Annotated in this window: 27 protein-coding genes; 13 read left to right on the top strand and 14 right to left on the bottom strand. The window is 62.7% G+C overall.

Annotated features, from left to right (window positions below; genetic code table 11):
* Positions 1–154: 154 nt before the first annotated feature.
* Entirely contained in the window at positions 155–487 is a 333-nt protein-coding gene (locus L5849_RS05655) for a hypothetical protein (protein ID WP_236924777.1), read from the top strand.
* Positions 488–575: 88 nt separating this feature from the next.
* On the top strand, positions 576–1220 hold the full coding sequence (locus L5849_RS05660) for a hypothetical protein (protein WP_236924778.1): 645 nt from the start codon (positions 576–578) through the stop codon (positions 1218–1220).
* Positions 1221–1323: 103 nt separating this feature from the next.
* Here the strand turns inward: L5849_RS05660 and L5849_RS05665 are convergent, their stop codons facing one another.
* Positions 1324–2442 (bottom strand): endonuclease/exonuclease/phosphatase family protein, encoded by a 1119-nt coding sequence (locus L5849_RS05665; RefSeq protein WP_236924779.1) that lies wholly within the window; start codon positions 2440–2442, stop codon positions 1324–1326.
* Between the two features lie 203 nt (positions 2443–2645).
* Here L5849_RS05665 and L5849_RS05670 point away from each other — a divergent pair, with 203 nt between their 5' ends.
* On the top strand, positions 2646–3083 hold the full coding sequence (locus tag L5849_RS05670) for a peptidylprolyl isomerase (protein ID WP_236924780.1): 438 nt from the start codon (positions 2646–2648) through the stop codon (positions 3081–3083).
* Between the two features lie 58 nt (positions 3084–3141).
* On the opposite strand, the gene L5849_RS05675 is transcribed toward L5849_RS05670, so the two are convergent.
* On the bottom strand, positions 3142–3816 hold the full coding sequence (locus tag L5849_RS05675) for a hypothetical protein (protein WP_236924781.1): 675 nt from the start codon (positions 3814–3816) through the stop codon (positions 3142–3144).
* Positions 3817–4077: 261 nt separating this feature from the next.
* Positions 4078–4647 (bottom strand): flavin-binding protein, encoded by a 570-nt coding sequence (locus L5849_RS05680; protein WP_236924782.1) that lies wholly within the window; start codon positions 4645–4647, stop codon positions 4078–4080.
* Positions 4648–4867: 220 nt separating this feature from the next.
* On the opposite strand from L5849_RS05680, the gene L5849_RS05685 reads away from it, so the two are divergent.
* On the top strand, positions 4868–5932 hold the full coding sequence (locus L5849_RS05685; protein ID WP_236924783.1) for an RcnB family protein: 1065 nt from the start codon (positions 4868–4870) through the stop codon (positions 5930–5932).
* 88 nt (positions 5933–6020) lie between these two features.
* Here the strand turns inward: L5849_RS05685 and L5849_RS05690 are convergent, their stop codons facing one another.
* A complete protein-coding gene (locus L5849_RS05690) occupies positions 6021–6575 on the bottom strand; it encodes a cytochrome b (protein WP_236924784.1) in 555 nt (184 codons plus the stop codon).
* Between the two features lie 101 nt (positions 6576–6676).
* Between L5849_RS05690 and L5849_RS05695 the strand changes: the two genes are divergently transcribed.
* A complete protein-coding gene (locus L5849_RS05695) occupies positions 6677–7345 on the top strand; it encodes a 2OG-Fe(II) oxygenase (protein WP_115416363.1) in 669 nt (222 codons plus the stop codon).
* Between the two features lie 71 nt (positions 7346–7416).
* Here the strand turns inward: L5849_RS05695 and L5849_RS05700 are convergent, their stop codons facing one another.
* Entirely contained in the window at positions 7417–9045 is a 1629-nt protein-coding gene (locus L5849_RS05700) for a lysine--tRNA ligase (RefSeq protein WP_236924785.1), read from the bottom strand.
* Between the two features lie 228 nt (positions 9046–9273).
* Here L5849_RS05700 and L5849_RS05705 point away from each other — a divergent pair, with 228 nt between their 5' ends.
* Positions 9274–9633, top strand: a complete 360-nt coding sequence (locus L5849_RS05705) for a hypothetical protein (RefSeq protein ID WP_115416361.1) — start codon at positions 9274–9276, stop codon at positions 9631–9633.
* A 77-nt stretch (positions 9634–9710) separates the two neighbouring features.
* Here L5849_RS05705 and L5849_RS05710 read toward each other — a convergent pair whose 3' ends face one another.
* The gene (locus L5849_RS05710; protein ID WP_115416360.1) at positions 9711–10160 is read right to left on the bottom strand and encodes an Lrp/AsnC family transcriptional regulator; all 450 of its coding nucleotides are present in this window, start codon (positions 10158–10160) and stop codon (positions 9711–9713) included.
* Between the two features lie 118 nt (positions 10161–10278).
* Between L5849_RS05710 and L5849_RS05715 the strand changes: the two genes are divergently transcribed.
* The gene (locus L5849_RS05715; RefSeq protein ID WP_236924786.1) at positions 10279–11487 is read left to right on the top strand and encodes a methionine gamma-lyase; all 1209 of its coding nucleotides are present in this window, start codon (positions 10279–10281) and stop codon (positions 11485–11487) included.
* 75 nt (positions 11488–11562) lie between these two features.
* On the opposite strand, the gene L5849_RS05720 is transcribed toward L5849_RS05715, so the two are convergent.
* Positions 11563–12573 (bottom strand): hypothetical protein, encoded by a 1011-nt coding sequence (locus L5849_RS05720; RefSeq protein WP_236924787.1) that lies wholly within the window; start codon positions 12571–12573, stop codon positions 11563–11565.
* Positions 12574–12768: 195 nt separating this feature from the next.
* Between L5849_RS05720 and L5849_RS05725 the strand changes: the two genes are divergently transcribed.
* Both L5849_RS05725 and L5849_RS05730 read left to right on the top strand, forming a co-directional pair.
* On the top strand, positions 12769–15510 hold the full coding sequence (locus L5849_RS05725; protein WP_370459144.1) for an ATP-dependent DNA helicase: 2742 nt from the start codon (positions 12769–12771) through the stop codon (positions 15508–15510).
* Positions 15511–15520: 10 nt separating this feature from the next.
* Entirely contained in the window at positions 15521–16048 is a 528-nt protein-coding gene (locus L5849_RS05730; RefSeq protein ID WP_236924789.1) for a histidine phosphatase family protein, read from the top strand.
* A gap of 461 nt (positions 16049–16509) precedes the next feature.
* On the opposite strand, the gene soxR is transcribed toward L5849_RS05730, so the two are convergent.
* Positions 16510–16947, bottom strand: coding sequence for a redox-sensitive transcriptional activator SoxR (gene soxR, locus L5849_RS05735; RefSeq protein WP_236924790.1), 438 nt, complete (start codon positions 16945–16947; stop codon positions 16510–16512).
* A gap of 123 nt (positions 16948–17070) precedes the next feature.
* Here soxR and L5849_RS05740 point away from each other — a divergent pair, with 123 nt between their 5' ends.
* A complete protein-coding gene (locus tag L5849_RS05740) occupies positions 17071–17442 on the top strand; it encodes a VOC family protein (protein WP_236924791.1) in 372 nt (123 codons plus the stop codon).
* Here L5849_RS05740 and L5849_RS05745 read toward each other — a convergent pair.
* The 3 genes from L5849_RS05745 to ubiA all read right to left on the bottom strand — a co-directional run bounded on the left by L5849_RS05745 (position 17433) and on the right by ubiA (position 19228).
* Positions 17433–17783, bottom strand: coding sequence for a helix-turn-helix transcriptional regulator (locus L5849_RS05745; RefSeq protein ID WP_236924792.1), 351 nt, complete (start codon positions 17781–17783; stop codon positions 17433–17435). The genes L5849_RS05740 and L5849_RS05745 overlap by 10 nt on opposite strands.
* Positions 17784–17862: 79 nt before the next feature.
* A complete protein-coding gene (locus L5849_RS05750) occupies positions 17863–18315 on the bottom strand; it encodes a tRNA (cytidine(34)-2'-O)-methyltransferase (protein ID WP_236924793.1) in 453 nt (150 codons plus the stop codon).
* A 4-nt stretch (positions 18316–18319) separates the two neighbouring features.
* Positions 18320–19228: a 4-hydroxybenzoate octaprenyltransferase gene (ubiA, locus tag L5849_RS05755; RefSeq protein ID WP_236924794.1), complete on the bottom strand. Its 909-nt coding sequence runs from the start codon at positions 19226–19228 to the stop codon at positions 18320–18322.
* Between the two features lie 242 nt (positions 19229–19470).
* On the opposite strand from ubiA, the gene L5849_RS05760 reads away from it, so the two are divergent.
* Genes L5849_RS05760 through L5849_RS05770 form a run of 3 tightly spaced genes read left to right on the top strand, consistent with a single transcriptional unit; the run spans position 19471 to position 21961 of the window.
* Positions 19471–20226, top strand: a complete 756-nt coding sequence (locus L5849_RS05760) for a 16S rRNA (uracil(1498)-N(3))-methyltransferase (RefSeq protein WP_236924795.1) — start codon at positions 19471–19473, stop codon at positions 20224–20226.
* Between the two features lie 42 nt (positions 20227–20268).
* Positions 20269–21639 carry a glutamate--cysteine ligase gene (locus tag L5849_RS05765; RefSeq protein WP_236924796.1) on the top strand — a complete coding sequence of 457 codons (1371 nt, stop codon included), beginning with the start codon at positions 20269–20271 and terminating at the stop codon, positions 21637–21639.
* A 19-nt stretch (positions 21640–21658) separates the two neighbouring features.
* Positions 21659–21961, top strand: a complete 303-nt coding sequence (locus L5849_RS05770; protein ID WP_115416347.1) for a putative quinol monooxygenase — start codon at positions 21659–21661, stop codon at positions 21959–21961.
* Here L5849_RS05770 and L5849_RS05775 read toward each other — a convergent pair whose 3' ends face one another.
* Genes L5849_RS05775 through L5849_RS05785 form a run of 3 tightly spaced genes read right to left on the bottom strand, consistent with a single transcriptional unit; the run spans position 21962 to position 25563 of the window.
* Complete coding sequence (locus L5849_RS05775; protein ID WP_370459146.1) at positions 21962–23317, bottom strand: isoprenylcysteine carboxylmethyltransferase family protein; 1356 nt, start codon at positions 23315–23317, stop codon at positions 21962–21964.
* 56 nt (positions 23318–23373) lie between these two features.
* A complete protein-coding gene (locus tag L5849_RS05780; protein ID WP_236924797.1) occupies positions 23374–24720 on the bottom strand; it encodes a PQQ-binding-like beta-propeller repeat protein in 1347 nt (448 codons plus the stop codon).
* A 42-nt stretch (positions 24721–24762) separates the two neighbouring features.
* Positions 24763–25563 (bottom strand): tetratricopeptide repeat protein, encoded by an 801-nt coding sequence (locus L5849_RS05785; RefSeq protein WP_236924798.1) that lies wholly within the window; start codon positions 25561–25563, stop codon positions 24763–24765.
* Positions 25564–25642 lie beyond the last annotated feature (79 nt).

Genomic DNA, 25642 nt, shown 5'->3' on the forward strand with positions numbered 1-25642 from the left:
GAGCGCGGAGACCGAGCATTTGCGCCCACTCGCCATCATTCGTGCGCGGAGACACCGGTCGCTACTGCGTGGCCGGGTGGGTGCCTGCCCGCAGGCCGTCCCAGAAAGCCAGTTACCGCATGACAAACTCGCACGCTGGACCTAACTGCCGACCATGACGAAGCTGGCTTGGTTATATAGCGATGGGAAGCGGTGGCTGTCGGACACCTTCGGGGCATCAGAGGATCTGCTGCACATCCATGCCGGCCTGTTGATATTTGTCGTGGCAGCCCTGCTTTTCCGCCATCGCATGCGATCGAGAGTGCCCATTGCACTCGTCTATCTTTTCGCGGTCGGGAACGAGATCGTGGACGTTTTCGGACCAAGCCCGAACGCCAGCCGACTGGAACCATGGCTGGATATCTTCAACACCGTCTTCTGGCCCACCATCCTGTTTGTCATTGCGCGCAGGCGCGCCCGCGCGGGCGACGTCAACCGGACAGCGTGATCGAACCGCCGGGCTGAGCGCCTGACATTGAGAGAGCCAGAACGCAGCGTTCAGCGCAGAAACAGGCCAGCGCGCCTATTGTGCGTCTATGAGATACTTCTTCGCCCTGATCGCATTGGCACTGGCCCAGACCGGCATCGCGGCTCATGCCACCCCTCCCGCAATGGATTGGGAAATCGGTCCGATCATCCGTGGCCAGAACTATTCACTGAACATGCCGCTGGCCCCGATGCAGACAGAGGGCGGCTGGGCGTTCAATTTCCCGAATTCCACCAAGGCCGACGGGCACGTCCATTATGTGACCTTCGATCCCGGTTCACTGAGAAACGCGTCCCTGATCAGAGTTCGCTATCGCGTCGATGCGCGGCAGGGAACGCGGTTCGTGCCGCAGGAGGATTCTCACAGGCCCGGCACGGTCTCGCTGTTCTTTCAGCGCCGTGGTGACAATTGGAGCGCGAGGGGCCGTTACGCCCTCTATCGCTGGTATGCCCCCGCTCATACAGTGCAGGAAATCGCGCCAGGCATTCACGAGATGAGAGTGAGGCTGGATGACCCCGCATGGGGGTCGGTAGTGGGCGGGATAAAAGCGGGAGATCGGCCACGTGCGTTTGAAAGATCGCTGGCCAACGCAAGCCGCGTGGGGCTGGTTTTCGGATCCACTGCAGCGCGTGGCCATGGCGTCTATGCGACGGCACCCGCCAGGTTCGAATTGCTCGATTTCGAGATTCGGTAGCGGCTCCTTGTCGCCGAGGCGGCGCATATCACCCCGCTTCGAAACAAAGCCGTGAATGCCTTGATCGCAAAGATGTCCAAGCCTGAGCGGGCATGCGGGCGTCCTAGCCCTCCTCGCCCTCTATCCGGTCCTTGGCCGTGTCTTCCTCGAACTCCTCCATCACTTCGCCCGCTTCCTCTTCGTCCTCCGCATCGGGGGCTTTCGCCTTCTCGTTGCGACCCACAGCGGCGTCTGGGTCGAGGCACAGGCGAGCGATCACCGGACGATGATCGGAGCCGACGCTTTCGCCCACGCGCATGTCGGCCAGAAGGAATTCCTCTGTCGCGAACAAATGGTCGAGCGGCCAGCCCAACCACACCATGCCCGACGGGAAGGTCGCATAGGTCCCGCGCCCGATCCGCGGGTCGAGAAAACCGCCAATATCCTTGAACAGACGCGTCGTGTCCGACCAAGCGACATCGTTGAAATCGCCGATCGCCAGCACCGGCATGGCCAGGTCCTGCGATTGCTTGGCTGCCATGATGATTTCTGCATCACGCTCTTCGGTATCCTGCTTGGGCATTGGCGGGCGGGGATGAAGCGCAATCATCCGAAAGCGATGACCACCGACCGCCAGCGTGGCCAGAACCGACGGCGTATCTTTCTGTGCCAGGTCCTGGATCGAGGCATTGTCCATCGGCAGTCTCGAGGCAAACATGATGCCATAGGTATTGTCCAGCGGGCGATCGATCCGGCCGGGATAATTCGCGAGCACCGGTGCCATTGCATCGGCCCACGCCTGATCGGTTTCCATCAGCAGGACGATATCGGGATCGAGGCCGCGGATGAGATCGGCCGTGCGCGCATATTCACGATTATCCTGCAGGACGTTGAGCGTGAGGGCCGTGAAACAGGCTGTAGCGCTGGTTTCATCGGGAGCCACGCGCGATACTTCTGTCGTGGCCAGCGGCGTATAGGGAAATACTCTGTAGAACTGCCACACCGCAAAACCGGCGAGAGCCAGTGGGAGCCACGGCCGCCAGGCACGGTCCAATTTCCACAGTGCGGCCGCGATAAGAACCATTGCGACCAGAATCTGCAACCGCGGGAAATCCCAAATGCGGATCCACCACTGATTGAGATCGGTCGTGCTGAGCACCGATCCGAAAACGAGCAGCGCGGCAATGACCCTGAGAAGCCAGAGTAAGGGCGCACGCCATCCACTACCGGACCTGCTATCCATACGCTTTCTCTCCCAACCCCTTGTTCTCGATCAGTACCCTATAGGGCCAATCCGGCAACTAGCCACCGAAAGTCCGGAGTGAGATTGCGCCAATTGACTAGCGCGGTACGAATTGCGAGACTCGCTGCAAGGCGCTCGGTGCGCGAGCGCGTTTCTTGTCGGCGCATTACCGCCGCGAACACGAAATCCGAAAAAGGACATTCATGACCACACCCAACAACGGTGACACCGTAACCATCGACTACGTGCTCAAGCGGGGCGACGGCGAGGAGGTAGGCAGTACCGCGCAGGCCGGTCCGCAGGCCATCGAACTGGGCGGAGGCAACACTTTCCCGCAGATCGAAGAAGCGCTCACCAGCATGCAGGTGGGCGAGGAACAATCGGTTGCCATACCCTGCGACAAGGCTTTCGGCCCACGGCGCGAAGATCTCGTGCAGGACATTCCCCGATCGCAACTGCCCCCCGGCCCCGATCCGCAGCCCGGCATGGCGCTGCAGGCACAGAGTCCGGATGGCAACCCGATGATGCTGCATATCGTCGAGGTCGGCGATGATTCGATCAAGGTCGATGCAAATCATCCGCTCGCTGGCGAGGATCTCACTTTCGATCTAACTCTGCGCGCTATCGACTCCGCATCCTGACATGATGGCGGCGGGCGGTGAGCAACCCGCCCGCCGCCCCGATCGCTTTCGGCAGGGCTTAGCGCTGGATCGACACGTGGCGTTTCGCCTGCTCCAGAACGCGCTCGTGCAATAGGCGCATCGGCGCTCCGTCCTTGCCGCCGGCGATTACTCCCTCGACCGACAGGCCGATGTCGGCAAGATCGCCGATGAAGATGACCAGCACTTCCGAGCGCGCATCATCGGACACAACCTTGTGGAACTGCGCGCTGAAGGTTTCCACCGGAAAACGGTATCCCGCACGCTCGACCATCTGGATCACCCGTTCCGCTTCCGATCCTTTCGGCGGCTTGTCATAGGCGGCTCCAAATCGCGCACGATAATAGAGGTCCATCGCGCCCAGCGTCACCAGCGGCCAGCCCGTATCGGCAAAGTCGTAGCGTGCATTGGGAACGGTCGGTAGATAGCTTTCGAATTGGATCCACCAGGCGCGCTTTACGACACCGGCTGCATCGGGCTCTACGAACAGGTGAATTTCCGCATCCGCGACTTCTTTCAGATCGAAACGCGTCGAGCCGATATAGCGCGCCGCCTTCGGCATGACGAAACGCGCTGCGGGCATGGTTTTCGATACCACCGCCGAACCATCCACCGTACGCACGGGAGGCTTCGTACCTATGTGGAAGGGCTCGGGTCCGCCGCTCGCACAGGCAGAGAGCATGGAGGCGGCGATAATGGCTGTCGGGACTTTCATGAACGTGCTCTAGGTAGCGGACGACAAAAATGCGGCAGGTGTTCTACAAGGATAGAACAGTGGACGACGAATGGCACAGTCACAAGGTGCCTCAGCATGTCTTCTTCGGGTTTTCGAAGCGCAAGGTGTGATGCCACGCAGCCCGGATACAGCTAGGCTCGAAGGACCTGGACTTGGCCCGTCAGGCCACCCCGACCTTTCCGTCCGTCCATCGGCATCGACCGCTACGGACCAGGTCGCGCCACGGCGAACCTTGGCGGATTACGGGGCGATCCATTCGCCGCCGATGGGCGTCAGAAGCGCGCGGCGATGCCCGGTATGAGCTAGGCTGAACCAGTCGATTTCCTCCACTTCGACCAGGAGAATCGCGAAATTTTCCCGCGCGCGTCGGATTTGGTCGTCGTCGGGTTCCACACCCTCGAGATGTTGGGGCAAACCCGATATCGGCTGGTCGGCGCTCGCGCCCGGCGCTTCGCCCAGATAGCAGCGACGTGCGAAATTCGTGCTGTCCGCCCAGGCAGCATCCACAGCCGCACCCTCCCGTTCTATCCGCCCCGAACCGTGCAGCCGCAGTTGGACCTTTCCCGGTTGATCATAGGCGACCACGGTTAATCGCGCATCTGCCCCGATCGCGGCGACCTTGGGTGCGCGGGCATCGGTATGGAACCGCAAGGTCCATCGCGCGGGATCGAAGTCGCGCAGTACCATCACCCGCGCATCGGCATCGGCGGTAACCACCACCGGAGTATGCATGGGGACGCGGCGGTCCCGCGCAGCTTCGGTCAGTCGCGCGGCGATATCGGTGCGTACTTCTTCGAGTGTGTCGTACATGGACGCCTGCATGCACCGGGCATGTCATGGAGCCAAGCCTGCAATTCGTTCATAAAACCCTATTAAAAGATGAACAATAGGGCGGTGAACCGGTTCAGTTTGGGGTCAGGCCGTTCTGATACACTGAGCGACATCAAGAACGGCCGCTGGTGGTGGAGCGGCACCGACCCATAAAAGGACACGCTCCATGCATCTGACCCAGCTCTTAAAAGGCAGCGCGTTGAGCGCCCTCGCCGTGGCGATGGCGATCACTGCCCTGCCCACCGAAGCCGAAGCGCAATCGCGCGAGCGGCAGGAACGCATCGAGCGAGACCGGGGCGAGCGCGCCGCGGCCCGCCAAGAGCGCCGTGCACAGCGGGCCGAGCGCCAGCAACGCACCGAACGCCGTGCGCAAGGGGAGCGCCGCCGCGACCGGCTGAAGGCGACCGAATCGACCGGAAACAACCGCGTCGACATCGCCCAAGCGCGCCGCGAACGTCGCGAGAATGTGCGCGAGCGGCGTGCCGACAGGCGTCAGGACCGCCGTGAAACCCAGAGCCGCAACCGGACCTACCGCGCCGAGCGCAACCGTACCTATGTCGATCCCAATCGTGCAGAGCGGCGCGCAGAGCGTATTGCCGAGCGTCGGCGGGACGCGCGCCGCGAGGCCCGGCAAGATCGCCGTGCCGAACGTCGACAGGATGCACGTCGCGAGGCTCGTCAGGACCGTCGTGTGGAACGTCGCCAGGACGCACGTCGCGAGGCTCGTCAGGACCGCCGTGCCGAACGTCGGCAGGACGGGCGCCGCGAGGCCCGGGAAGACCGGCGTATCCGCCGCGATGCCTATCGTGACGGCCGCAGGGCCGAACGTCGCCGGGATCGCTGGGAAGACCGCCGCATCCGCCGCGACGCGTATCGCGATGGCTACCGCGAGGCGCGCCGGGATCATCGCCGGGCACGCTATTACGATGGCCGCCGGTGGCGCGATTACGACCGGTGGGACCATCGCCGCTGGCGCGACAATCGTCGTTATGACTGGTACCGCCACCGTTACCACAATCGCGATATCTTCCGCCTCGGTCGCTATTACGCGCCTTACCGGGACTATCGCTATCGCCGCCTGAACATCGGTGTGCAGATTGGCAATCTGTTCTTCGGTAGCCGTTACTGGATCAACGACCCCTGGCGCTATCGCCTGCCGAATGTGTACGGTCCCTATCGCTGGGTTCGGTATTACGACGACGTGCTGCTGGTCGATGTATACAATGGCGAAGTGGTCGACGTGATTTACGACTTCTTCTGGTAGGTTTTACAGCCCACCGGTATTCGAGAGTGGTCCGGTTGGCCCTTGGAAACCCCCGTCGCGCGATCGGCGGGGGTTTCTTACGTCAGCGTCACTCCGGTACCTTGCCGAAAGGCAGCATCCGGAAAATGCCACCGTTCTTGTCGAAGAACGTATGCTTGAGCGCACCGAGAATATGCAGGCCGATCAGATAGAGGAAGATCGTGCCGCCCAGCGCATGCATATCGAAGATCGATCCGCCAAGATCCTTGTTGGCCCCCACTGGAAGCGGCGGGATCGTGAACAAACCGAAGAAATCGATATCCCGGCCCGTCATCGAATTGGCCAGCCAGCCGCCCAGTGGCAGGCCGATCAAGAGGACATAGAAGATGATATGTACCGTGCGCGCGAGCACGGCTTCCCATTTGGCAAGATCGTTCGGCAGCGGTGGAACGGGGTGCGTCCAGCGCCAGGCGAGACGGCCGAGAGTCAGAACGAGGATGAGTATGCCGAGCGCCTTGTGATTCGCGAATATTTCCGCCTTGGCTGGCATTTCGGCTTGCTCGGCCGCTTCGGCGATCCGCCAGTTCACGATCACCGCGATGGCGATCGCCCAGTGAAATAGCATGGCCCCAGTCGAATAGCGGCGCGCGGCTGTCTGGTTCATAGATCCCTCTCCGATATGGTGCAGCCAATCTAGCGGACTGATATCGTGCGGCAAGCCGCCATACTTGATGCAGCGCGCGCGATTGCTAACACAGTGCCACCATGACCAAGACAGCTTCCGTACCCGATCAGGATGCACTGAAGCGCGCTGGCGCGCTTGTCCGCAAACGGCTCGATTCCGATCCGCAGGCTTACAGGATTCCCTCCGACAAGGCGGAGATCTACGCTATCGGCAACTTCCTGTCCGGGGAAGAATGCGCTCGGCTGATGCAAATGATCGACGCCGTCGCACGGCCGAGCGAGCTACATGAAACCGCTTATGTCGCCAAATTCCGCACGTCCTATTCGGGCAATTTCGACCCGCACGATCCCTTCGTGAGGGCGATTTCCCGCCGAATCGACGACAGGCTGGGCCTGCCGGGCAAAGTCGGCGAGAACATACAGGGCCAGCGCTACCTGCCTGGGCAGGAATTCAAACCGCATAATGACTGGTTTTATACCGATCAGGAATATTGGAAGCTGGAACGCAAGCGCGGTGGCCAGCGCTGCTGGACCGCCATGGCCTTTCTCAACGAAGTCGAGGAAGGCGGGCACACCCACTTCGTCGAGGTAGGCGCGTCGATCGAGCCCAAGCCGGGCGTGCTGATGGTATGGAACAATGCCACGCCCGAAGGCCTGCCCAACGAAAACACACTGCATGCCGGCACGCCGGTCATCAAGGGGCAGAAATACGTGCTGACCAAATGGTACCGCACGCGAAAACATAGCTGAGCCTTATCGCCAGGGCGATAATCGCCATCTCGCTGCGCGAGAGAGAGGCAAGGCCCTGCGTCTTCGCTATTTCACGCCTTGGCCAATGCCTCGGCAATCAGCTTGCGGCTGTTCTCGATCCCGTAAAGCGCGATGAAGCTGCCGATCCTCGGTCCCTGATCGCTTCCGAGCAACGTCTGATAGAGCGCCTTGAACCAGTCGCGCAGGCTCTCGAAACCGTATTCCTCACGTTTGCCGATCTCATAAACCTCGGTCTGCAAATCCTGGGCACCGGTATCTGGCGCAGCATCCGCCAAATACGCGTCGAGTGCACGCAGCGCTTCGGCTTCGTTCGCCGCCGGTGCACGCTTGTTCAGTGTCGGGACGATATAGTCGCGGGTATAGGCGATGGCCGTGCCGATCAGCGCCTCCAGTTCGGGCGTGATCTTGCCAGCCCCGATATAGCTTTCGAGATAATCGCGCAGCGCCTCCTCGTTCGCTTCCGCGCCCAAGACGCTGGCGAGGTTGAGCAGGAGGCCATAGGTTACCGGCAGGCTGTCGCCCGCACCCGGCGCTTCGCTACCCTCGAACCCGCCATTGGTGCGCGCCAGATGCCACACCGGATTGCCAAGCTGTTTGTCGAGAGGCTGTTCGGCCAGCCGCTCGCGGAACTGCCAGTAATCGTCGACCGCACGCGGAATCACGCCGACATGGAGTTGCTTGGCGCTCTTGGGATTGGGGAAGATGTAGAATCCCAGGCTCTCCTCCGAGCCATAGGTAAGCCATTCCTCGATCGAGAGACCGTTACCCTTCGACTTGGAGATCTTCTCGCCATTCTGGTCGAGGAACATCTCGTAAATCAGCCCTTCCGGCTTGCGGCCGCCGAGCACCTTGACGATCCTGCCCGACTGCACCCCGCTGTCCGTCAGATCCTTGCCGTACATTTCGTAATCGACCCCCAGCGCATACCAGCGCATGGCCCAGTCGACCTTCCACTGCAGCTTGGACATGCCGCCGAGCGCCGATTGTTCGACCACCGACCCGTCCTCGTCGGTAAAGCGGATCAGGCCCGCTTCGGGATCGACCACCTCGACCGGCACTTGCAGCACGCGGCCCGTCGAGGGCGAAATCGGCAGGACGGGCGAATAGGTCTGTCGGCGTTCTTCGCGCAGCGTGGGCAACATGATGTCCAGAATGTCCTGGTTCTTGCGCAGGACCTGGCGGAGCGCATCGTCGAAGCGGCCGGAATTATACATGTCGTTCGAGGCGATGAATTCGTACTCGAACCCGAAGCGGTCGAGAAATTCGCGCAGCTTGGCGTTGTTGTGCGCGGCGAAGCTTTCATGCCCCTTTTCGAATGGGTCGGGCACACGGCTTAACGGCAGGTGCAGATTGGCCTCGAGCAATTCTTGATTGGGCACATTGTCCGGAACCTTGCGCAGCCCGTCCATGTCGTCGGAAAAAGCGACGAGCCGGGTCTTGCCGTCTTCGGGCTTCGCGCCGATCATGGCCTCGAACGCGCGCCTTACGAGCGTTGTGCGCAGCACTTCCTGGAAGGTGCCGATATGCGGCAGGCCCGACGGGCCATAGCCGGTTTCGAACAGCGCAGGCGAACCATCCGGCTTCGTGCCGTCGGGATAACGTTTGAGCAGGCGCTGTGCTTCCTGGAACGGCCAGGCCTTGGACACACGTGCGGCGGCGATCAGATCGGTCATGCTCATGCCTCGGCCTCTCGCGAAAATGCAGCACCGACGCAAGCAGCAAGTTGCCCTGCGCAGATATGTCCGATTCCGTGGAATCTTCTTCAAGCCGCTTGGCGCGCCTTGGGCGATTGCAACCTTTGTATGCGCCACCATGGACTGAGTCGGATTCGAAAAGCTTTGCCGAAACAGAAACAATCTCCGTGCGGCAGCTAATGTCGCGAACAACCAAACTAGGAGGTTACAATTATGGCAAACTTTCCAAGCTTCAACCAAGAAAAGGTCGAACAGGCACTTGATGCCGCGCGTCGTCATAACGAAACGGTAGGCATCGAAGCCTCCGATGGCAGCCCGAATATTCTAGGAGGCGGCGAGTATGCCGCACTGGCCGAATGTATCAGCGTAACGGTGAAGGACCATAAGGTCTGCCTGGACCTGCCGCTGGGCATCGGATCGGTGTGCATCCCGATCCCGATTTCGGTTCCAGAAGGCACCGCTGCGCAGGCCTGCCTGAGCATCTGCACAACCTGGGGCTTCCCGACCGGCGTGAAAGTGACCATTTCGGTCGCCGGTGTGACGATCATCTCCAAGACCTTCGGCAAATGCTGAACGCGCTCCGGAACGCGATATTCCGGTAAACAGGGGCGGGGTCGGCGAATGCCGACCTCGCTCGTTTGCATAACTCCCTAGGGAAGCTCGACGGTATCCTTGATCGTACTGTAGACTAGGCTGGTATTGATCGTCGCTATTCCGGGTGTCGTGTGCAGCGTGTTGCGCATGAAATCTTCATAGGCATCGAGCCCGGCAACCACGATCTGCAACATATAGTCCGAGCTGCCTGTCAGCAGGTGGCAGGTCAGGATCTGGGGCGTCTCCCGCACACGCCGCTCGAAACCTTCGACCACTTCGCGATCATGCCGATCGAGTGTGACCTGCACGAAAGCTGTAATCGGATAGCCGGCCGCCTCACGGTCGACGATTGCGACATAGCGGTCGATCACTCCCGCTTTTTCCAGATTGCGAACGCGCCTGAGGCACGGCGACGGCGAGAGGTTTACCCGCTCGGCCAGTTCAGCATTCGTTAGCCGACCATCGCGCTGCAACTCGCGCAGAATATGGCGGTCTTTCGTATCCATCCACCCCTCCGATTAGCATAATATGCCAAAGAAGCCTTTTTCATTGGCACAATTTGCAGGCATATTCCATCCATTTGGCTGTATATTGATCCCCAAGACGTATTGAAAGGTCAGTATCATGAGCCGCACGCCGTTATCCGGGTTTTCCAGCCGCGCTATCCATCACGGGTACGACCCGACCGAGAACCATGGCGCGCTCACTCCGCCGATGCACATGGCCTCCACTTTCGCCTTCGACAGCGCGGAACAGGGCGGTGCGATCTTTGCAGGCGAACAGCCGGGCTATTTCTACAGCCGGATATCCAACCCGACGCTCGACTTGCTCGAACAGCGCATCGCCACGCTCGAAGGGGCCGATGCTGGTGTCGCCACCGCCAGCGGTATGGGCGCGATCACTGCGGTTATGTGGACGCTGCTGAGTGCAGGCGACGAGATCGTTACCGACAAGACGCTCTATGGCTGCACCTTCGCCTTCTTCCGTCACGGCCTTACCAAATTCGGAGTGAAGGTTACCCATGTCGATCTGACCGATCCGTCAGCGCTAGAAGCGGCGATGAACGACAGGGTGAAACTGGTCTATTTCGAAACCCCGGCCAACCCCAATATGCGGCTGGTCGATATCGCCGCGATCAGCGAAGTGGCCCATGCCCGTGGCGCCCAGGTGGTGGTCGACAACACCTATGCCACTCCCGCCATCACCCGTCCGGTCGAACTGGGCGCGGATGTGGTTGTCCACTCCGCAACCAAATATCTCGGCGGCCATGGCGACCTCGTCGGCGGACTCGTGGTCGGAAGCGCCGAAACAATGCAGCGCGTGAGGCTCGAAGGCCTCAAGGACATGACCGGTGCGGTGATGAGCCCCTTCACCGCCACGCTCATCATGCGCGGATTGAAGACGCTGGCGCTGCGGATGGAGCGGCACAGCAAAACCGCGCTGGAAGTGGCGCGGTGGCTCGAAGCGCAACCGCAGGTTGCCGCTGTCCACTATCCCGGCCTCGAAAGCTTCGGCCATCACGCCCTGGCCCGGCGCCAAATGGCGCTGCCTGGCGGGATGATCGCCTTCGACCTCGCCGGTGGCTACGATCAGGGCATCCGTTTCATGAACCGGCTGAACATGATCGTCCGCGCGGTCTCGCTCGGCGATGCCGAAACGCTGGTCCAGCACCCTGCGAGCATGACCCATTCGACCTACACGGCGGAGGAACGCACCGCGCATGGTATCGGCGAAGGCCTGCTGCGCCTCTCGATCGGGCTTGAGGATGCCGAGGACATCTTTGCCGATCTCGAACAGGCGCTCACAGCGTCCGATCTCTCCATCGCTGCGTGACACGGCAATAGGGGCGCCTTCCTTGTGGGAGGGCGCCCCTACCGCTGCGACACCATTCGAGGGGTCGGGAGGGGTTTAGGCTGCCGCAGGACGCCAGCCGCGCAGTTCCGGCCAGACATTGGTGTACTGGCTCAGATCGATGCCCGGCTTGCGATTGGTGAAACGGGTTCCGATCGACTGGAGGATCAGGCGGGCACGTTTGGCACGCGCCTTGTACGAGCGGAATGGATTGGCCCGGTCGGGACGCGCTTCGATCAGGCTCCGCAGAAGACGGCCGCGTTCGCGGCGGCTTTCAGGAAGCTGTACGGGAAGCGGCACGGCAACATCGCTGGTCGGCTGGGTGGGGGCCGGATCAACCGGAAGTTCGCGATGGGGCGCTTCGTCAAGGGCGGTCACCACCGGCTCGCGGTCGATAGTCATCGGTGCGGCTACTACCGGGCGCTCAATCGTCGGCACATCCGTAGTACGGCGACGGCGGCGCATCAGAAGGAAGGCAACCAAACCGATGCCGCCGATGCCCAGCAGGGCGAATAAGAGCGCAGCGGAACTTTCATCTCGGATGGGCTCAGGGATCGGCGCAAGCTCGCTTTCCGCAACAATCGGTGTTTCCATTGTATTGTCAGTCACCGGCATGGCCGAAGCGGCTACTCCTTCATTTTCCGACACGGAAATGGCAGCAGCCGGTTCTGAAGCGGGCGTCGACTCTCGGGCGTACGTCTCTCGGACATTCGTGGCCGGGCGGACGGGCGCAGGGTCCGCGCTCACCGGCTCGACCGGCTCAGCTTGCTCGATCTGCACCGGCTGGGTTTCGGGGAGTACCGGTTCGGCTGCAACGGGCTCGACGGGGAGCACCGGCGCGGTTGCCGTTGGCGTGGTCGCAGACGCAGCCGCGGGCGGTTGTGATGCGATGGCCACGGGGGCCGGTGCCGGAGACGAAGCCTGCGGCAGTGTCTCCAGAGCCAGAATGGGCGCGTCCTGAGCACTCGCAGGAGGGGCCTCCTGAGCATGCGCAGGAAGGGTATGAAGCGCGGCCATTGCAGCAATCGCTATGGGGGCGCTGGCGATCAGATGACGGGTCTTGGTCATGCCCAGAAAACGAACACGATTTCGCCACAGTTCCGATGAACGGTTGTTCAGGAAGGTTTAAAAATCTGATTTTTCGCGATTTTTCCAATTCAATTCGCGACTAACCGCTAAATGCTTGCGATGAAGCGAACATGCCTCGGCATAGTCTCGCCGCCCTCTGTTTACTTTTCGTTCCGGCGCTTTCATTGTCGATATGTGACTCAGCCGGTGCCCCTCCCTGCCTTGCACGCAAGCCATGCCGGGACCTGGCTGCGCGACCCGAACGGGCCGACACGCGGTTGCTCCAAGGGTGAGGCGGTTATGGCGGCTGCCGATACGCCTCAATTGCTGATGAATGCTCCGCTGGTGGCAAGCAGGTTGGGTTATCCCGACCTGTCTGGCCTCGACCTGCTGGAACTCTTCGCGTTCGTCCATCCGGCGAGCTTTTGCGTGCCCACGCCCAAGGGGCTTGCCCATGCGCTGGGCCTCGACGAACCGGCCGACGATGCTGCCGTGCCCCTGCTGCTCCAGCAGGCCGCCGGCGCATTGCTCGCAGCCTGCGAGAGCGAGGACTGGGAGCAGCGCGAAGGGGCATGGTCGAGCTTGCAATCGCTCGCACGGCTGCGCTGGCCCTGGGCGAATGTGCTCGCTCCGCATGTGAGGAAACCGCAACGCGCCGAAAAGTGGCTCTTCTCGCGGCTGCCCGAGTGGGAGGAGGCCCCCGAACGAGCGCAACCGGCGCAGGTTCTGATCGAAGAGCCCGAAATCGAGGCGCACCTTGAACGGCTTACCGGAGAAGGTGCCGAGAGGCGCGAGGGGCAGAGGCTCTTCGCGCGCGACGCGGGCAGTGTATTCAGCCCGCGCGACAGGCAGAAACGCCCCCACCTCCTGCTGGCGCAGGCAGGCACCGGCATCGGCAAGACGCTGGGCTATCTCGCACCCGCCTCGCTGTGGGCGGAACGGTCGGGCGGGACAGTCTGGGTTTCGACCTATACCAAGAATCTCCAGCGCCAGTTGCGGCAGGAAAGCAGGCGCGCCTGGCCCAATATCCGCGCGGATGGTTCACCGCCAGTAGTCGTGCGCAAGGGCCGGGAAAACTACCTTTGCCTGCTCAATCTGGAAGACGCGCTTCAGGGCGGCTTTACCGGTCGCCCCGCCATTCTCGCGCACCTTGTCGCGCGCTGGGCAGCCTATTCGCAGGATGGCGATATGATCGGCGGCGATCTGCCGGGCTGGCTCGGCACGCTGTTCCGCAAACGGGGGGTCGCGGCGCTGACCGACCAGCGCGGCGAATGCGTCTATGCCGGCTGCCCGCATTACCGGAAGTGCTTTATCGAGCGCAGTGCGCGTAATGCCGCCCAGGCCGATCTGGTGATCGCCAACCATGCGCTGGTGATGATCAATGCAGCTCGCAGGCGCGATGTGAACGGACGCCCGACGCGGATCGTTTTCGACGAGGGCCATCACGTGTTCGACGCTGCCGACAGCACGTTCTCCGCCGCGCTGACCGGGCAGGAGGCAATCGAGCTGAGGCGCTGGATCATCGGGCCGGAAAAGAACAGCCGCGGTCGGCGCCGGGGCCTGTCCGCCCGTCTCGCAGATGTCGCCAGCTATGACGATGCGGGCGGCGAAGCGGTGGAAGACGCAGTCGAGGCCGCGCATGCCCTGCCCTCCGATGGCTGGCTCGGACGTCTGGCGGAAGGCTCGCCTATCGGGCCGCTGGAAGAACTCCTCGCCGTCGTGCGCGCGACCACCTTCGCGCGCGACGAAAAGGGGCTTGAGGCGGGCTATGGCATCGAGACCGAAACCGCTCAGCTTCCGGGCGAACTGGTCGAGACGGCAGGCACGGCGGCGCAGGCCCTCGCCTCCATCCGTGCGCCACTCCTCAAACTCGCCGGTCGGCTCGAAGCGGTCCTGGAAGACGCGCCCGACTGGCTCGATGGCCAAGGCCGCGCGCGGATCGAGGGGGCGCGCCATTCGCTCGCCTGGAGGATCGACCTGATTGCCGCATGGGAGGCGCTGCTTTCGCGCCTGGGCGGCCCGGCCGATCCCGAATTCGTCGATTGGTTGCAGGTCGATCGCAACGATGCGCGCGAATTCGATGTCGGGCTCCACCGCCACTGGCTCGATCCGATGAAGCCCTTCGCAAAAGTGGTGCTCGAATCGGCACATGGCGTGATGCTGACCAGCGCCACGCTGACCGATCGGGACGAGAGCGGCCCCGATTGGGCTCACGCCATCGCTAAGAGCGGCGCGCCGCATCTAGAATTGCAACCCAAGACCGCGCAGGCGGACAGCCCGTTCGACTATGCCAGCCGCGCCGAGGTGCTGATCGTCACCGACATCAGGCGCGGCGATATTCCCGCGCTCGCGGGTGCCTATGCACGGCTGATCGAGGCTTCCAATGGCGGCGTGCTTGGCCTGTTTACGGCGATCCGGCGGATGCGCGCGGTCTATGGCCGGATTGCCGACCGGCTCGCGCGGGCGGGGTTGCCGCTCTATGCCCAGCATGTCGATCCGATCGATACCGGCACGCTGACGGATATCTTCCGCGACGATCCGCACGCCAGCCTGCTCGGCACCGACGCGCTGCGCGACGGGGTCGACGTGCCCGGCAAAAGCTTGCGCTGCGTGGTCATGGAAAGCGTACCCTGGCCACGCCCCACCATCCTCCATCGCGCGCGCCGCGCCGCTGCCGCCGAGGAAGCAGGAGGTGCCCAGCGCTATGACGACCGGATCATTCGCGCCCGCCTCGCGCAGGCCTTCGGGCGGCTGATCCGCACGCGCGAGGATTCGGGCCATTTCGTCATGCTCTCGCCCGCCTTCCCCAGCCGGTTGCTTTCCGCCTTTCCCGAGGGCACGCCCGTCACGCGGTTGACACTCGAAGAGGCTTTACAGCGCGTTGCCAAGGGTGTTGTTAGCCCCGAGCAGATGGCAGCGGAGACCCAGCCCCAGTGATGACGCGCGCATGAAGATCCTCGGCCTGCTCCGCCACGCGAAGTCCGATTGGGGGCAAAGCGACAAGCGCGATTTCGATCGCGGGCTCAATGATCGTGGGCGCCAAGGGGCGCAGGTGATCGGCGAGCATATCCGCGCGCATGGCGTAGACTGGGACAGGCTGGTCGCCAGCCCCGCCGAACGTGTGAAGCAAACGCTGGCTGCGGCGCTTCCCGCCTTCGTACCGCAATGGGACGAACGGCTCTATCTCGCGGGGACCGACACGATCATGGACGTAATCCGCGAAAAGGGCGGCGATGGCGATGCGCTGCTGGTTTCGGGCCACAACCCGGGCCTCGGCGACATGCTGTTCGAACTGGTCGCGCCCAAGAACGAGAACGCGCTCTACGACGAAGCCAAGGTAAAATTCCCCACCGCCGCCTATGCCGTGTTCGAACTCGACATCGAGGAGTGGACCGACCTGCGCGACGGCTGCGGCGTGCTGGTGCATTTCGCCCGGCCCCGCGACCTCGATCCGGAGCTGGGGCCGGAATATTGATGCCGACCCTCCGGTCTCAGACGCAGGACGCTCCCTAGGTCTTGACCGTTTTTGGGCCGTAAGCCGAAGTCAGGCTCCGCTTTGATAAGCGTCGAACGTGAACACGGCGACCCCACCTAGAAACCAAGGCACTGCATACGCCAACACAGTGGGCCAAGAAATGTCAGAAGCGACCACCACTATTACGGCGGCCAAGAAGGGTATCGCACTTAAGACCTTCGCCAAGGTTGACGTCGGTGTGGGCGCCACGAAGATACGGCCAGTTTGAACGAGACTATCAAGCACGCCTGCGATAGCTCCTCCGACAACCGCAATGAGAAGAAAGCCTGTTTGCTCCGCGAGCAGGAATGCGCTGGTGTATAACGACAACAGGATAAGAAGGCGCGCAAGGTACATCAATTCGCACCCTGTATAGCCTGCACGATATGTCCGCAATCGAGTCGCTAGCTGACCGTCGGCAATCACCGCAGCACCCTCGGCCCCGGCCCGCCCTCGGCGGCGATGTCGTCGGGGTTGTAGAGCTTGCAGGTCTTCAGGCTCAAACAGCCGCAGCCGATGCAGCCGTCGAGATTGTCGCGTAGGGCCTGCAATTGCTCGATCCGGCGGTCGAGGCTTTCGCGGATCGCCTCGCTGATCTTCCACCAGTCGAAGCTCGACGGGGTGCGCCCTTGCGGCAGGCTGCGCAAATGGTCGCCGATCTCTTCGAGCGAGAGGCCGAGTTTTTGCACGATCAAGATAAAACTCAGCCGCCGGATATCGCTGCGCAGAAAGCGGCGCTGGTTGCCCGCGGTGCGGTGCGCCTGGATCAGCCCCTTATCCTCGTAGAAGCGGATCGCCGAGGCCGAGAGGCCGGTGCGGCGCGCGAGGTCGCCGATGCTGAGAAGGTCGTTCGAGTTCATCGATTTCACTGATAGGACTTTTGAAACTTGACCTCAAGTGAAGTTGAGGTTGCAAAGGTATGTGCATCGCAAATGCGGGCGGTCGGCCGGTACTCGGCCCCGCCCCGGAAAAGGAGATGCACGATGGTTACAGGACGCCTCGAACACGCCAATATATCGGTGACCGATCCCAATCGCAGCGCCGCGCTGTTCAAGGACTTACTCGGCTGGAGAGAACGCTGGCGCGGCCAGTCGCAGCTAGGCGGGCGGACGATCCATGTCGGCGAAGCTCACGATTACATCGCGTTATATACGGGCGAGCATGTGAGGGGGGACTATCGCAAAGGCCAGCCGCTTAACCACGTCGCCTTCACCGTCGACGATCTCGATGCAGCGGAGAAGGTCGTCATCGCGCATGGCCTCGAACCCTTCGGTCATGACGATTACGAGCCTGGCCGCCGGTTCTATTTCCTGGACTGGGACGGGATCGAATTCGAGGTGGTCAGCTATGAATGAGCCGATCCTGCGCGAGCCTCTATTCGCGCCGCGCGAGCCTCGCCTGCGGACCCGTGAAAGCCGGACATCGCCGCCAACGGCACGTCCTCGAAACGCCCCAGCCAGCGGCGGGCCATCTTCGCCAGCGGCACCGGGTTGAGATAGTGCCGCTTGCAACGCCCGTCGCGCTCGGAGGCGACCAGTTCGGCCGCCTCGAGCACGGCGAGGTGCTTGGCCACCGCCTGGCGTGTCATCGGCAGATCTTCCGATAGGTCCGACAAAGTCAGCCCGCCCTCCTCGCTCAGCCGGTCGAGCAGCAGCCGGCGGGTGGGATCGGACAGGGCGACGAAAGTGTCGGTCATGGCGGCAAGGTTAAGAAACCCCTGCCGAGTCGCTCAAGTTTCGGGTGCCCGGCTGCGCCTACTTGTCCACTGTGGGGCGCTAGCGCGGGAGCGTGCCGGTCTGCCGCAGTGCCTCCGCCAATGCGATCGCCGCGCTGGTCGCGACATTGAGAGAACGCACTTCCGACCGCATCGGCAAGCGCACCTTCGCGTCGCTCGCCTCGACCACATGGTCGGGCACGCCCGCGCTTTCCTTGCCGAACAGCAACACGTCGTCGGGGGAATAGGTGTAGTCGTAAGCCGACTGGCTTGCCTTGGTGGTGAACAGAACCAAGCGCCCCTCGCCCAGAGTCCCGTAGAAAGCCTCGAAGCCTGCATGACGCACCACTTCGACGTGATCGATGTAATCCATCGCCGCGCGGCGCACGCGGCGGTCATCCCACACGAACCCCATTGGTTCGATTAGATCGAGGCGCGCGCCCAAACACGCACAAAGCCGCATCACTGCACCGACATTGCCGGCAATTTCGGGTTCGAACATCGCGATGCGCATCGGGTCAGGCGTTCCCCACCACGAAGCAAGCGGCGGCGACCAGCGCGCCGGTCCAGCGATTGGCCCGGAAACGGTCGAGCGGATTGCCCGGATCCCCGCCATCGAGCGTTGCCACCTGCCAAGCCAGGTGCCCCGCGGCGGGAAGCAGTGCCAGCAGCGCGACCCAGTCGGCACGATACAGCCAGAAAGCCAGCGCCCACAGCGCGACCGCTCCGCCATAAAACACCGCCACGCCGCCCTGCACGCGCCCGCCGAGCCGCAGAGCGCTCGACCGGATGCCCACCAGCGCGTCGTCCTCGCGGTCCTGCATCGCGTAAATCGTGTCGTAGCCGATTACCCAGAGCGCGGAGCCCGCATACATCGCCAGGAGCGCGTCCCAATTGTCCGCCCGCAATTCGGTCCAGCCGACCAGCAGCCCCCAGGTAAACACCAGGCCGAGCCAGGCCTGCGGCCACCAGGTAATGCGCTTCATAAAGGGATAGGCAGCGACCAGCACCACACTGGCGAGCGCCACACCCTGCGCGAGCGGACGCAGTTGTAACAGCACCAGCAGGCCCACGGCGCACAGGGCTGCCAGCCAGCCCCATGCCAGCTTCTTCGAGATTCGGCCGCTGGCCACAGGCCGCGCGGCGGTGCGCGCCACCTTCCGGTCGAGATCGGCGTCGACGATATCGTTATAGACGCAGCCCGCCCCGCGCATGGCAATGCTGCCCAGCAGCATCCAGCCCAGCAGTTCGAGCTGCCACCCTGCTCCTGTCAGCCACACGCCCCAGGCGCAGGGCCAGAACAGCAGCCACCAGCCGATCGGGCGGTCGAACCGCGCCAGTTGCGCAAGATCGCGGGGAAGCTGTGGCAGGCGCGCGACAAGGCCGCGATGCTCGCTGTCGGGAACGATATCGCCTGTGCCGGTCATACCAGCCCGCATCCGGTTGACAAAGGCGACACGCTGTCACCCGCGAAATTTCCAAAATACATGTTATTATTCAACGATCTGAGTTCCGACTTCAGGGGTGACACACACGCGCACCGGGGGGGGGCGGGTGCTGATGTCCGAGGCACGGCCATGCCTAAATTACGGGTGCCAGATAATGCGCGCGTAGGAAACCGTCGATCGATAAGGGTGACGCGCGCGCGCGCGAACGCTACCGCAGCTTCATGCCTGCCACCCCCGCCTGGCCCCCGAAGAGCGCCCCGCGCCTGTTTGTCGAACAGGAACTCTCTGCCACTGCCGCAATGCAGGTCGAGGGCAATCAAGCCCATTACCTCGCGAAAGTAATGCGCGTTTCCCTGGGAGACGCGGTGATCCTGTGCGACGATATCACCGGCGAATGGGCCGCCGAAGTGGTCGAGGCAGGCAAGCGCCATGTCCTGCTCCAACCCAAGCAGCATCTGCGCCCGCGCGAACCGGTGCCCGATTTCTGGCTCTGCCCCGCCCTGCTCAAGAAAGACCGCTTCGACCTCGTTCTTGAAAAGGCGACCGAGCTGGGCGTCGCGCGCATCGCGCCCGTCGTCACTCGGCGCTGCGTCGCCGACAAGCTCAATGCCGACAGGGCCGACACGATCGTCACCGAGGCGGCCGAGCAATGCGCGCGCACAGCGCTGCCCGAAATCGCGCCGGTGGCCAAGCTCGACGCGCTGCTGCGCGACTGGCCGCAGGAACGTCACCTGTTCTTCGCCGACGAGGAAGGCGGCGAACCCGCAGCCGATGCCTTCTGCTATGCCGAAGGCCCGGCAGCGCTTCTGGTCGGCCCCGAAGGCGGGTTCGACGATACCGAACGCGCCGCCATCCGTGCCCACCCCGCCTCGGTCGCCATCGGCCTCGGCCCGCGCATCCTGCGTGGTGAAACAGCGGCGATCGCGGGCATGGCGGTGTGGATGGCAGAGGCGGGCGACTGGCTCGACGAAGATTAATTTCCTTTCCTCGCAACGTTCGGTTGCCTATCGCCACGCGTCATGAGCACGCGTGAGACGTCAGGGGCGGAAGATCCCGTCATCGAAAACCGCGACCAGTTGGTCGCCCCGATGCAACGCGGCGAGAAGCCGAAAAGCAAATGGCGAATCGGTACCGAGCACGAAAAGCTCGTCTATTGCTGCACGGAACACCGCGCGCTCAGCTATGACGAGCCCGGTGGCATTCGCGATATCCTGTTGAGCCTGCGGGAGTACGGCTGGGAGCCGATCGAGGAGAACGGCAAGGTCATCGCGATGAAGGGCGAGGACGGCACGGTCAGCCTCGAGCCTGCCGGTCAGCTCGAATTGTCCGGCGCCCCGCTCGAGAATCTGCACGATACCTGCGCCGAGACCGGCCGCCACCTCGCGCAGGTCAAGGAAGTGGGCGAACGCCTCGGGGTCGGTTTCATCGGTCTTGGCATGTGGCCCGACAAGACACGCGAAGAGCTGCCGGTCATGCCCAAGGGCCGCTATGAAATCATGATGCGGCACATGCCGCGCGTGGGCAGTCTCGGCCTCGACATGATGCTGCGCACCTGCACCATCCAGGTGAACCTCGACTATTCCACCGAAGCCGACATGGTACAGAAATTCCGCACCGGCCTCGCGCTCCAGCCGCTCGCCACTGCCCTGTTCGCCAATTCGCCTTTCACCGAAGGGCAACCCAACGGTTACCTGTCCTACCGCTCGCATATCTGGAGCGATACCGATCCGCATCGCACGGGCATGCTGCCTTTCGTCTTCGAGGACGGGTTCGGCTACGATCGCTGGGTCGACTATATGCTCGACGTGCCGATGTATTTCGTCTTCCGCGACGGGAAATACATCGATGCGGCAGGTCTGAGCTTTCGCGATTTCCTCGACGGCAAGCTGGAAGTGCTCCCTGGTGAAAAACCCACGGAAAGCGATTGGTGGGACCACCTTTCCACCGCCTTTCCCGAGGTGCGCCTCAAGAGCTTTCTCGAAATGCGCGGTGCGGATGGCGGCCCCTGGAACCGGATCTGCGCGCTTCCCGCCTTCTGGGTCGGCCTGCTCTACGAACAGGGCGCGCTCGATGCGGCATGGGATGTGGTCAAACACTGGACGATGGAAGAGCGCGAGGAATTGCGCAATGCCGTGCCCAAGCTTGCGCTCGATGCCCCGATCCCGGGTGGCGGCAAGCTGATCGATCTCGCCAGGGAAGTGCTGGCCATCTCCCGCGCGGGCCTCGCCGCGCGCGGTCGTCTCAACACATCGGGCGATAACGAAACCGGCTTTCTCGAAACGCTCGACGAGATCGTCGCCGGTGGCAAAGTGCCGGCGCAGGTCCTGCTCGACCGCTATCACGGGGATTGGGGCGGCGATATTTCGCGCATTTACGAACACAGCTTCTGAGAGCCGAGGGAGACAGGCAGTGATCCAGATCAACGGGACGATCAAGCTGGGGCGTCCGATCGATGCCGCCACGCGCAAGGCAATCGTGGAGATGGTGCGCGCCAGCCGCGCGGAAGATGGCTGTCTGGACTACACTTTTGCCAGCGACATCGCCGATCCCGATACTCTGATACTGTTCGAAAGATGGCGTGATCGCGAGGCGCTCGATACGCATGGCCAATCGGAGCACATGGCCGAGTTTCAGAAGGTGATGGCCGCCAATCCGCCGCAGTCACGCGATCTCAGAGTCTACGAGACCGACGAGGGCCAACCGCTCGGCTGACTATTCGGCGGGTTGCGGCGCGATGCCGGGACGCGGCTTCAGGCGGCTCCACAGCTTCGTCAGGGGTGCGGTCAGAAGACCGTGCCGTGCCATCCAGGCGTGATATTCGCGATATTTGGGGTCCTCGGCGAGGAGATGCGCCTCTTCGGTCTTTGCCCGCCAGAAGTAGATGGCATTGACCACCAGGAGGAAAAAGCAGTTGCGGATCGCCTCCACGATCGAACCGCTGGTGACGAGAAAAGGCAGGATGGCAGCCCACCAGAACAGATTCTTCGAAACATAGGCCGGGTGCCGCGTGAAGCGGTATGGGCCGTTGGTCAGCACGCCGCGATAGGTGAGGTTGGAAAACCGCAGACCAAAGGCGAAGGTTGCCCAGGCATAGATCCCGGTCAGGAAGACGAGCAATGCGCCCCACAGTGCGATCAGCGCGTCATTGCCCGCCATCCAGTGTAGCCAGCCAGCCGTCTCGAATTCGTAATTGATCGCCTTGCCGCCGCCGAGAATGCCCCAGACGATGGGTGGATAGCAGATGAGCGCCGCCACCCAGCCGCCCAGTAGCGGGTTGCCCGAGCGGATATGCGCATCGAGCGGGCGCATGGTTACGATATAGCCCACCGTACCGATCATCACATCGATCATGAACATCGCCTCGATGATCGTCAGCGCAATGCGTTCGGGACGCGCGGCGACCTCGGCAAAATCGGCGCTCACGATCGTGCGGAAGGCAAATGGGATGATGGAGATCATGAAGGCGGTGAAGAAGGCCTTGATGATCCAGATCTGCCAGTGCTTTTTCACCTCTGCCAAGTCCCAGCCGGGTCGCATCAGCAGCAGCGCGCCGAAGTGCCAGGCATGGTCGCGCTGGTTCACCAGAGCACGGTCGATCCAGAAAACATAGGGTACCGAAAGAACGACCAGCGGAAGTGCTGCGTAGCCGAGCACCTGCATGGAGAAAACGTACTGCCCATCCCAATACCAGCGGCACAGGCTGTAAAGGCCGGCGATAATGGCCCAGGTCGCCCACAGCCCGGCCAGCTTGACCCAGGTGGCCCCGCGATCAGGCCTGCGCGTCCGCCTTAACGACCAGTCGAGCCCCGTCGAGGGACGAAGATGGACCTTTTCGACGAAGATCGACCATGCCGCCATCGGGATCGCGGCGGCCAGCAGGCCAACCAGCGCAGAATTCGGGCCACCCAGCGTATCGCGGGGAACCGCCCAGCCGAAAGCGTCGGCGATATCGGGAAAAGCGCGCGCGAAGACGACCCAGGCGAACAGCCCGGCAAGACCCACCAGTCCGACGGCCGAAGAGACATCGCTCTTCGGCCGCGCTTGGGGTACATGCTTCATCGCGCTCATGACCGTGCCTTGCTTAACCGGTGTTGGTTAACACAGTGGCCATGCTAGCATGAAAATCACCGGAACGCGGTAATCCGCCCGCTGTCGTCGAGGATATAGAGCGTATTGTTCGCAACGACCGGCGCGAGCGAGATCGGCTGGTCGAGATCGGTGAACAGGCTGGCGGAGCCTTCGCCCGTACTGATCCTATAGACGTGCCCTTCGGAATTTACCGCCCACAGATTGCCGCCGGCCAGTACCGGACCCGACCAGAAGATCGGCCCTTTCTTGTCTTCTTCATTCCGCCAGCGCGGCAATTGGGTGAGCCAGCGAACCTTGCCCGTGGTACGGGCGATGGCCAGCAGACGCGCATCGTCGGTCAGGGCGAAGATCCACTCGCCCGCAATGGCGGGGGTGGAAATTCCGGCAAGGTTGAGTTCCCAGATACGCTGGCCGGTGACCAATTCGTAGGCCGCCATGCGACCGCCCTGACCCAGCGCGTAAACGCGGCCATTGTCGATGATCGGATCGGCATCGATATCGGTGAGCGAACCGACCGAAGTCGAAATCGAGGTGCGGGCAAGCGCGTCCGCCCATAGAGTTCGGCCGTTTTCGTACCGGTGCGCAATCAGTTCTCCGGAACTGTAGCCCGCGATGACGGTGCCCTGTCCCGCGGCTGGCGCGGCCACCCCGAAGACCCCTGCCTGGGTCGAAGAGCCCGACTCCTGCCACTGGATCGAACCATCGCTGGCATCGAGCGCGAAGATCTGGTTGTCCTGCGTCATCACGAAGACCGAACCGAAGGCGATCGTCGGCGATCCGCGTAGCGGGCCGGACGGCTTGACCTTCCATAGCACCGACCCATCGGCTGCATTGAGCGCGATCACATCGCCGGCGCCATCGGTCATATAGACCTTGCCGTCATCGTAACTCGCACCGCCGCCGAAGGCGGACGGCTTGAGGTCGCTTTCCAGTCCCGGATCGTAGGTCCAGCGCTGCGCGCCGGTCTGTGCATCGAAGGCGGACAGCCTCCCGTCTCCGCCGACAGCGAACAGGATGCCATCGCCCACGACCGGCGATGCGCCGAGACGACGGCGATTGGTGGCCCCTTCCACATTGACCGCGAACACGCGCGTAGGCGACGCCCCCAGAGCCAGATGGCCATAGGACTTGTTGGCGTTGCCTCCCGCCTGCGCCCAGACGTCGTTCGACTGTGCCGGCGGCAGGACGACCGAAACGCCGGCCAGCGCCGGATCGACTTCGGCTCCGGTCTGGATACGCGAAAGGATCGGCTGGCGTTCCCCCATGGTCGGCGTGACCCGTTTGTTTTCGCCGCCGCCGAAAAGGCCGCCACTGCAAGCGCCGAGGCCTGTGGCCAGAACCGCGACAAATGCCGTTCGCGTAAAGTTTGTGCGGTGCTTCATCTATATCCTCGTTCCGTAAATCCTGAAGGGCCGCAATCGGCCTTATTCGGTTGCGACCACGGCGCCTTCGCCATCGGCCCCGCCGCGTTCGACCCTTTGCTCTTCGAGCAGTTCGTTCACATCCTCGATCGCATCGACGCCCAGTACGCCTGCCATCTGACGCGCTCTCGATCGGAGCGATTCCGGACTTTCCTCGTCTTTGGCGATCTGGGCGAAAAGGGTGCCTGCCTCGTCGCGCTTGCCCTGATCGAGATAGGCATGGGCGAGCAGTTCACCGGCGCTCGCGAAATAGGCCTTGCCCGGCACCGCCAGCGGTTTGAGAGCAGCGATAATCTCCGCACTTTCCATGCTATCGTAATCGATTGCAATCGCCCGCAGGCGCGCAAGGTCCCGCATGGCAGGTGCAGCGTCGTCGTTATCGGCAACAGCCTTGAACAGAGTCACGGCCTGCTCGGTATCTCCGCGCTGTTCGGCAATACCGGCGCGCATCATCGCCGCCGCGGCCGCGGCACCGCTACCTTCCTTGCCGGCGAGGTCTTCCAGCCGGTCGAACCCGCTGCCGACATTGCCCGCCTGTATCTGGTCGAGCGCACCCACCAGCGCTTCGGAATCGCTCTCCATCGCGGCTTCCTGGCGGCTGTCCCAATAAAGGTATCCGCCGAATGTAGCCAAGCCCAGTATCAGCAAACCGAGCAGCGGCTTGCCCCATTTATCGAGGAATTCCTGGGCATCGCCTTGACGCACGGCATCGTCGACCTCGCGCAGCAAGGCCTCCTGCTCGGCACTCTGCTGCTTGGCGCGCTTTTCTTCATGGGACAATTGGTTCTTGGGCGTCAGGGCCACGGCGGCGGGCTCCATCTGGATAGGTATCGGTTTGCGCGGCTCTTTACGGACAGGCGAGGTCGAGGGCAATGGTCGGCTA

It is taken from the genome of Erythrobacter sp. SN021 (assembly GCF_021864455.1).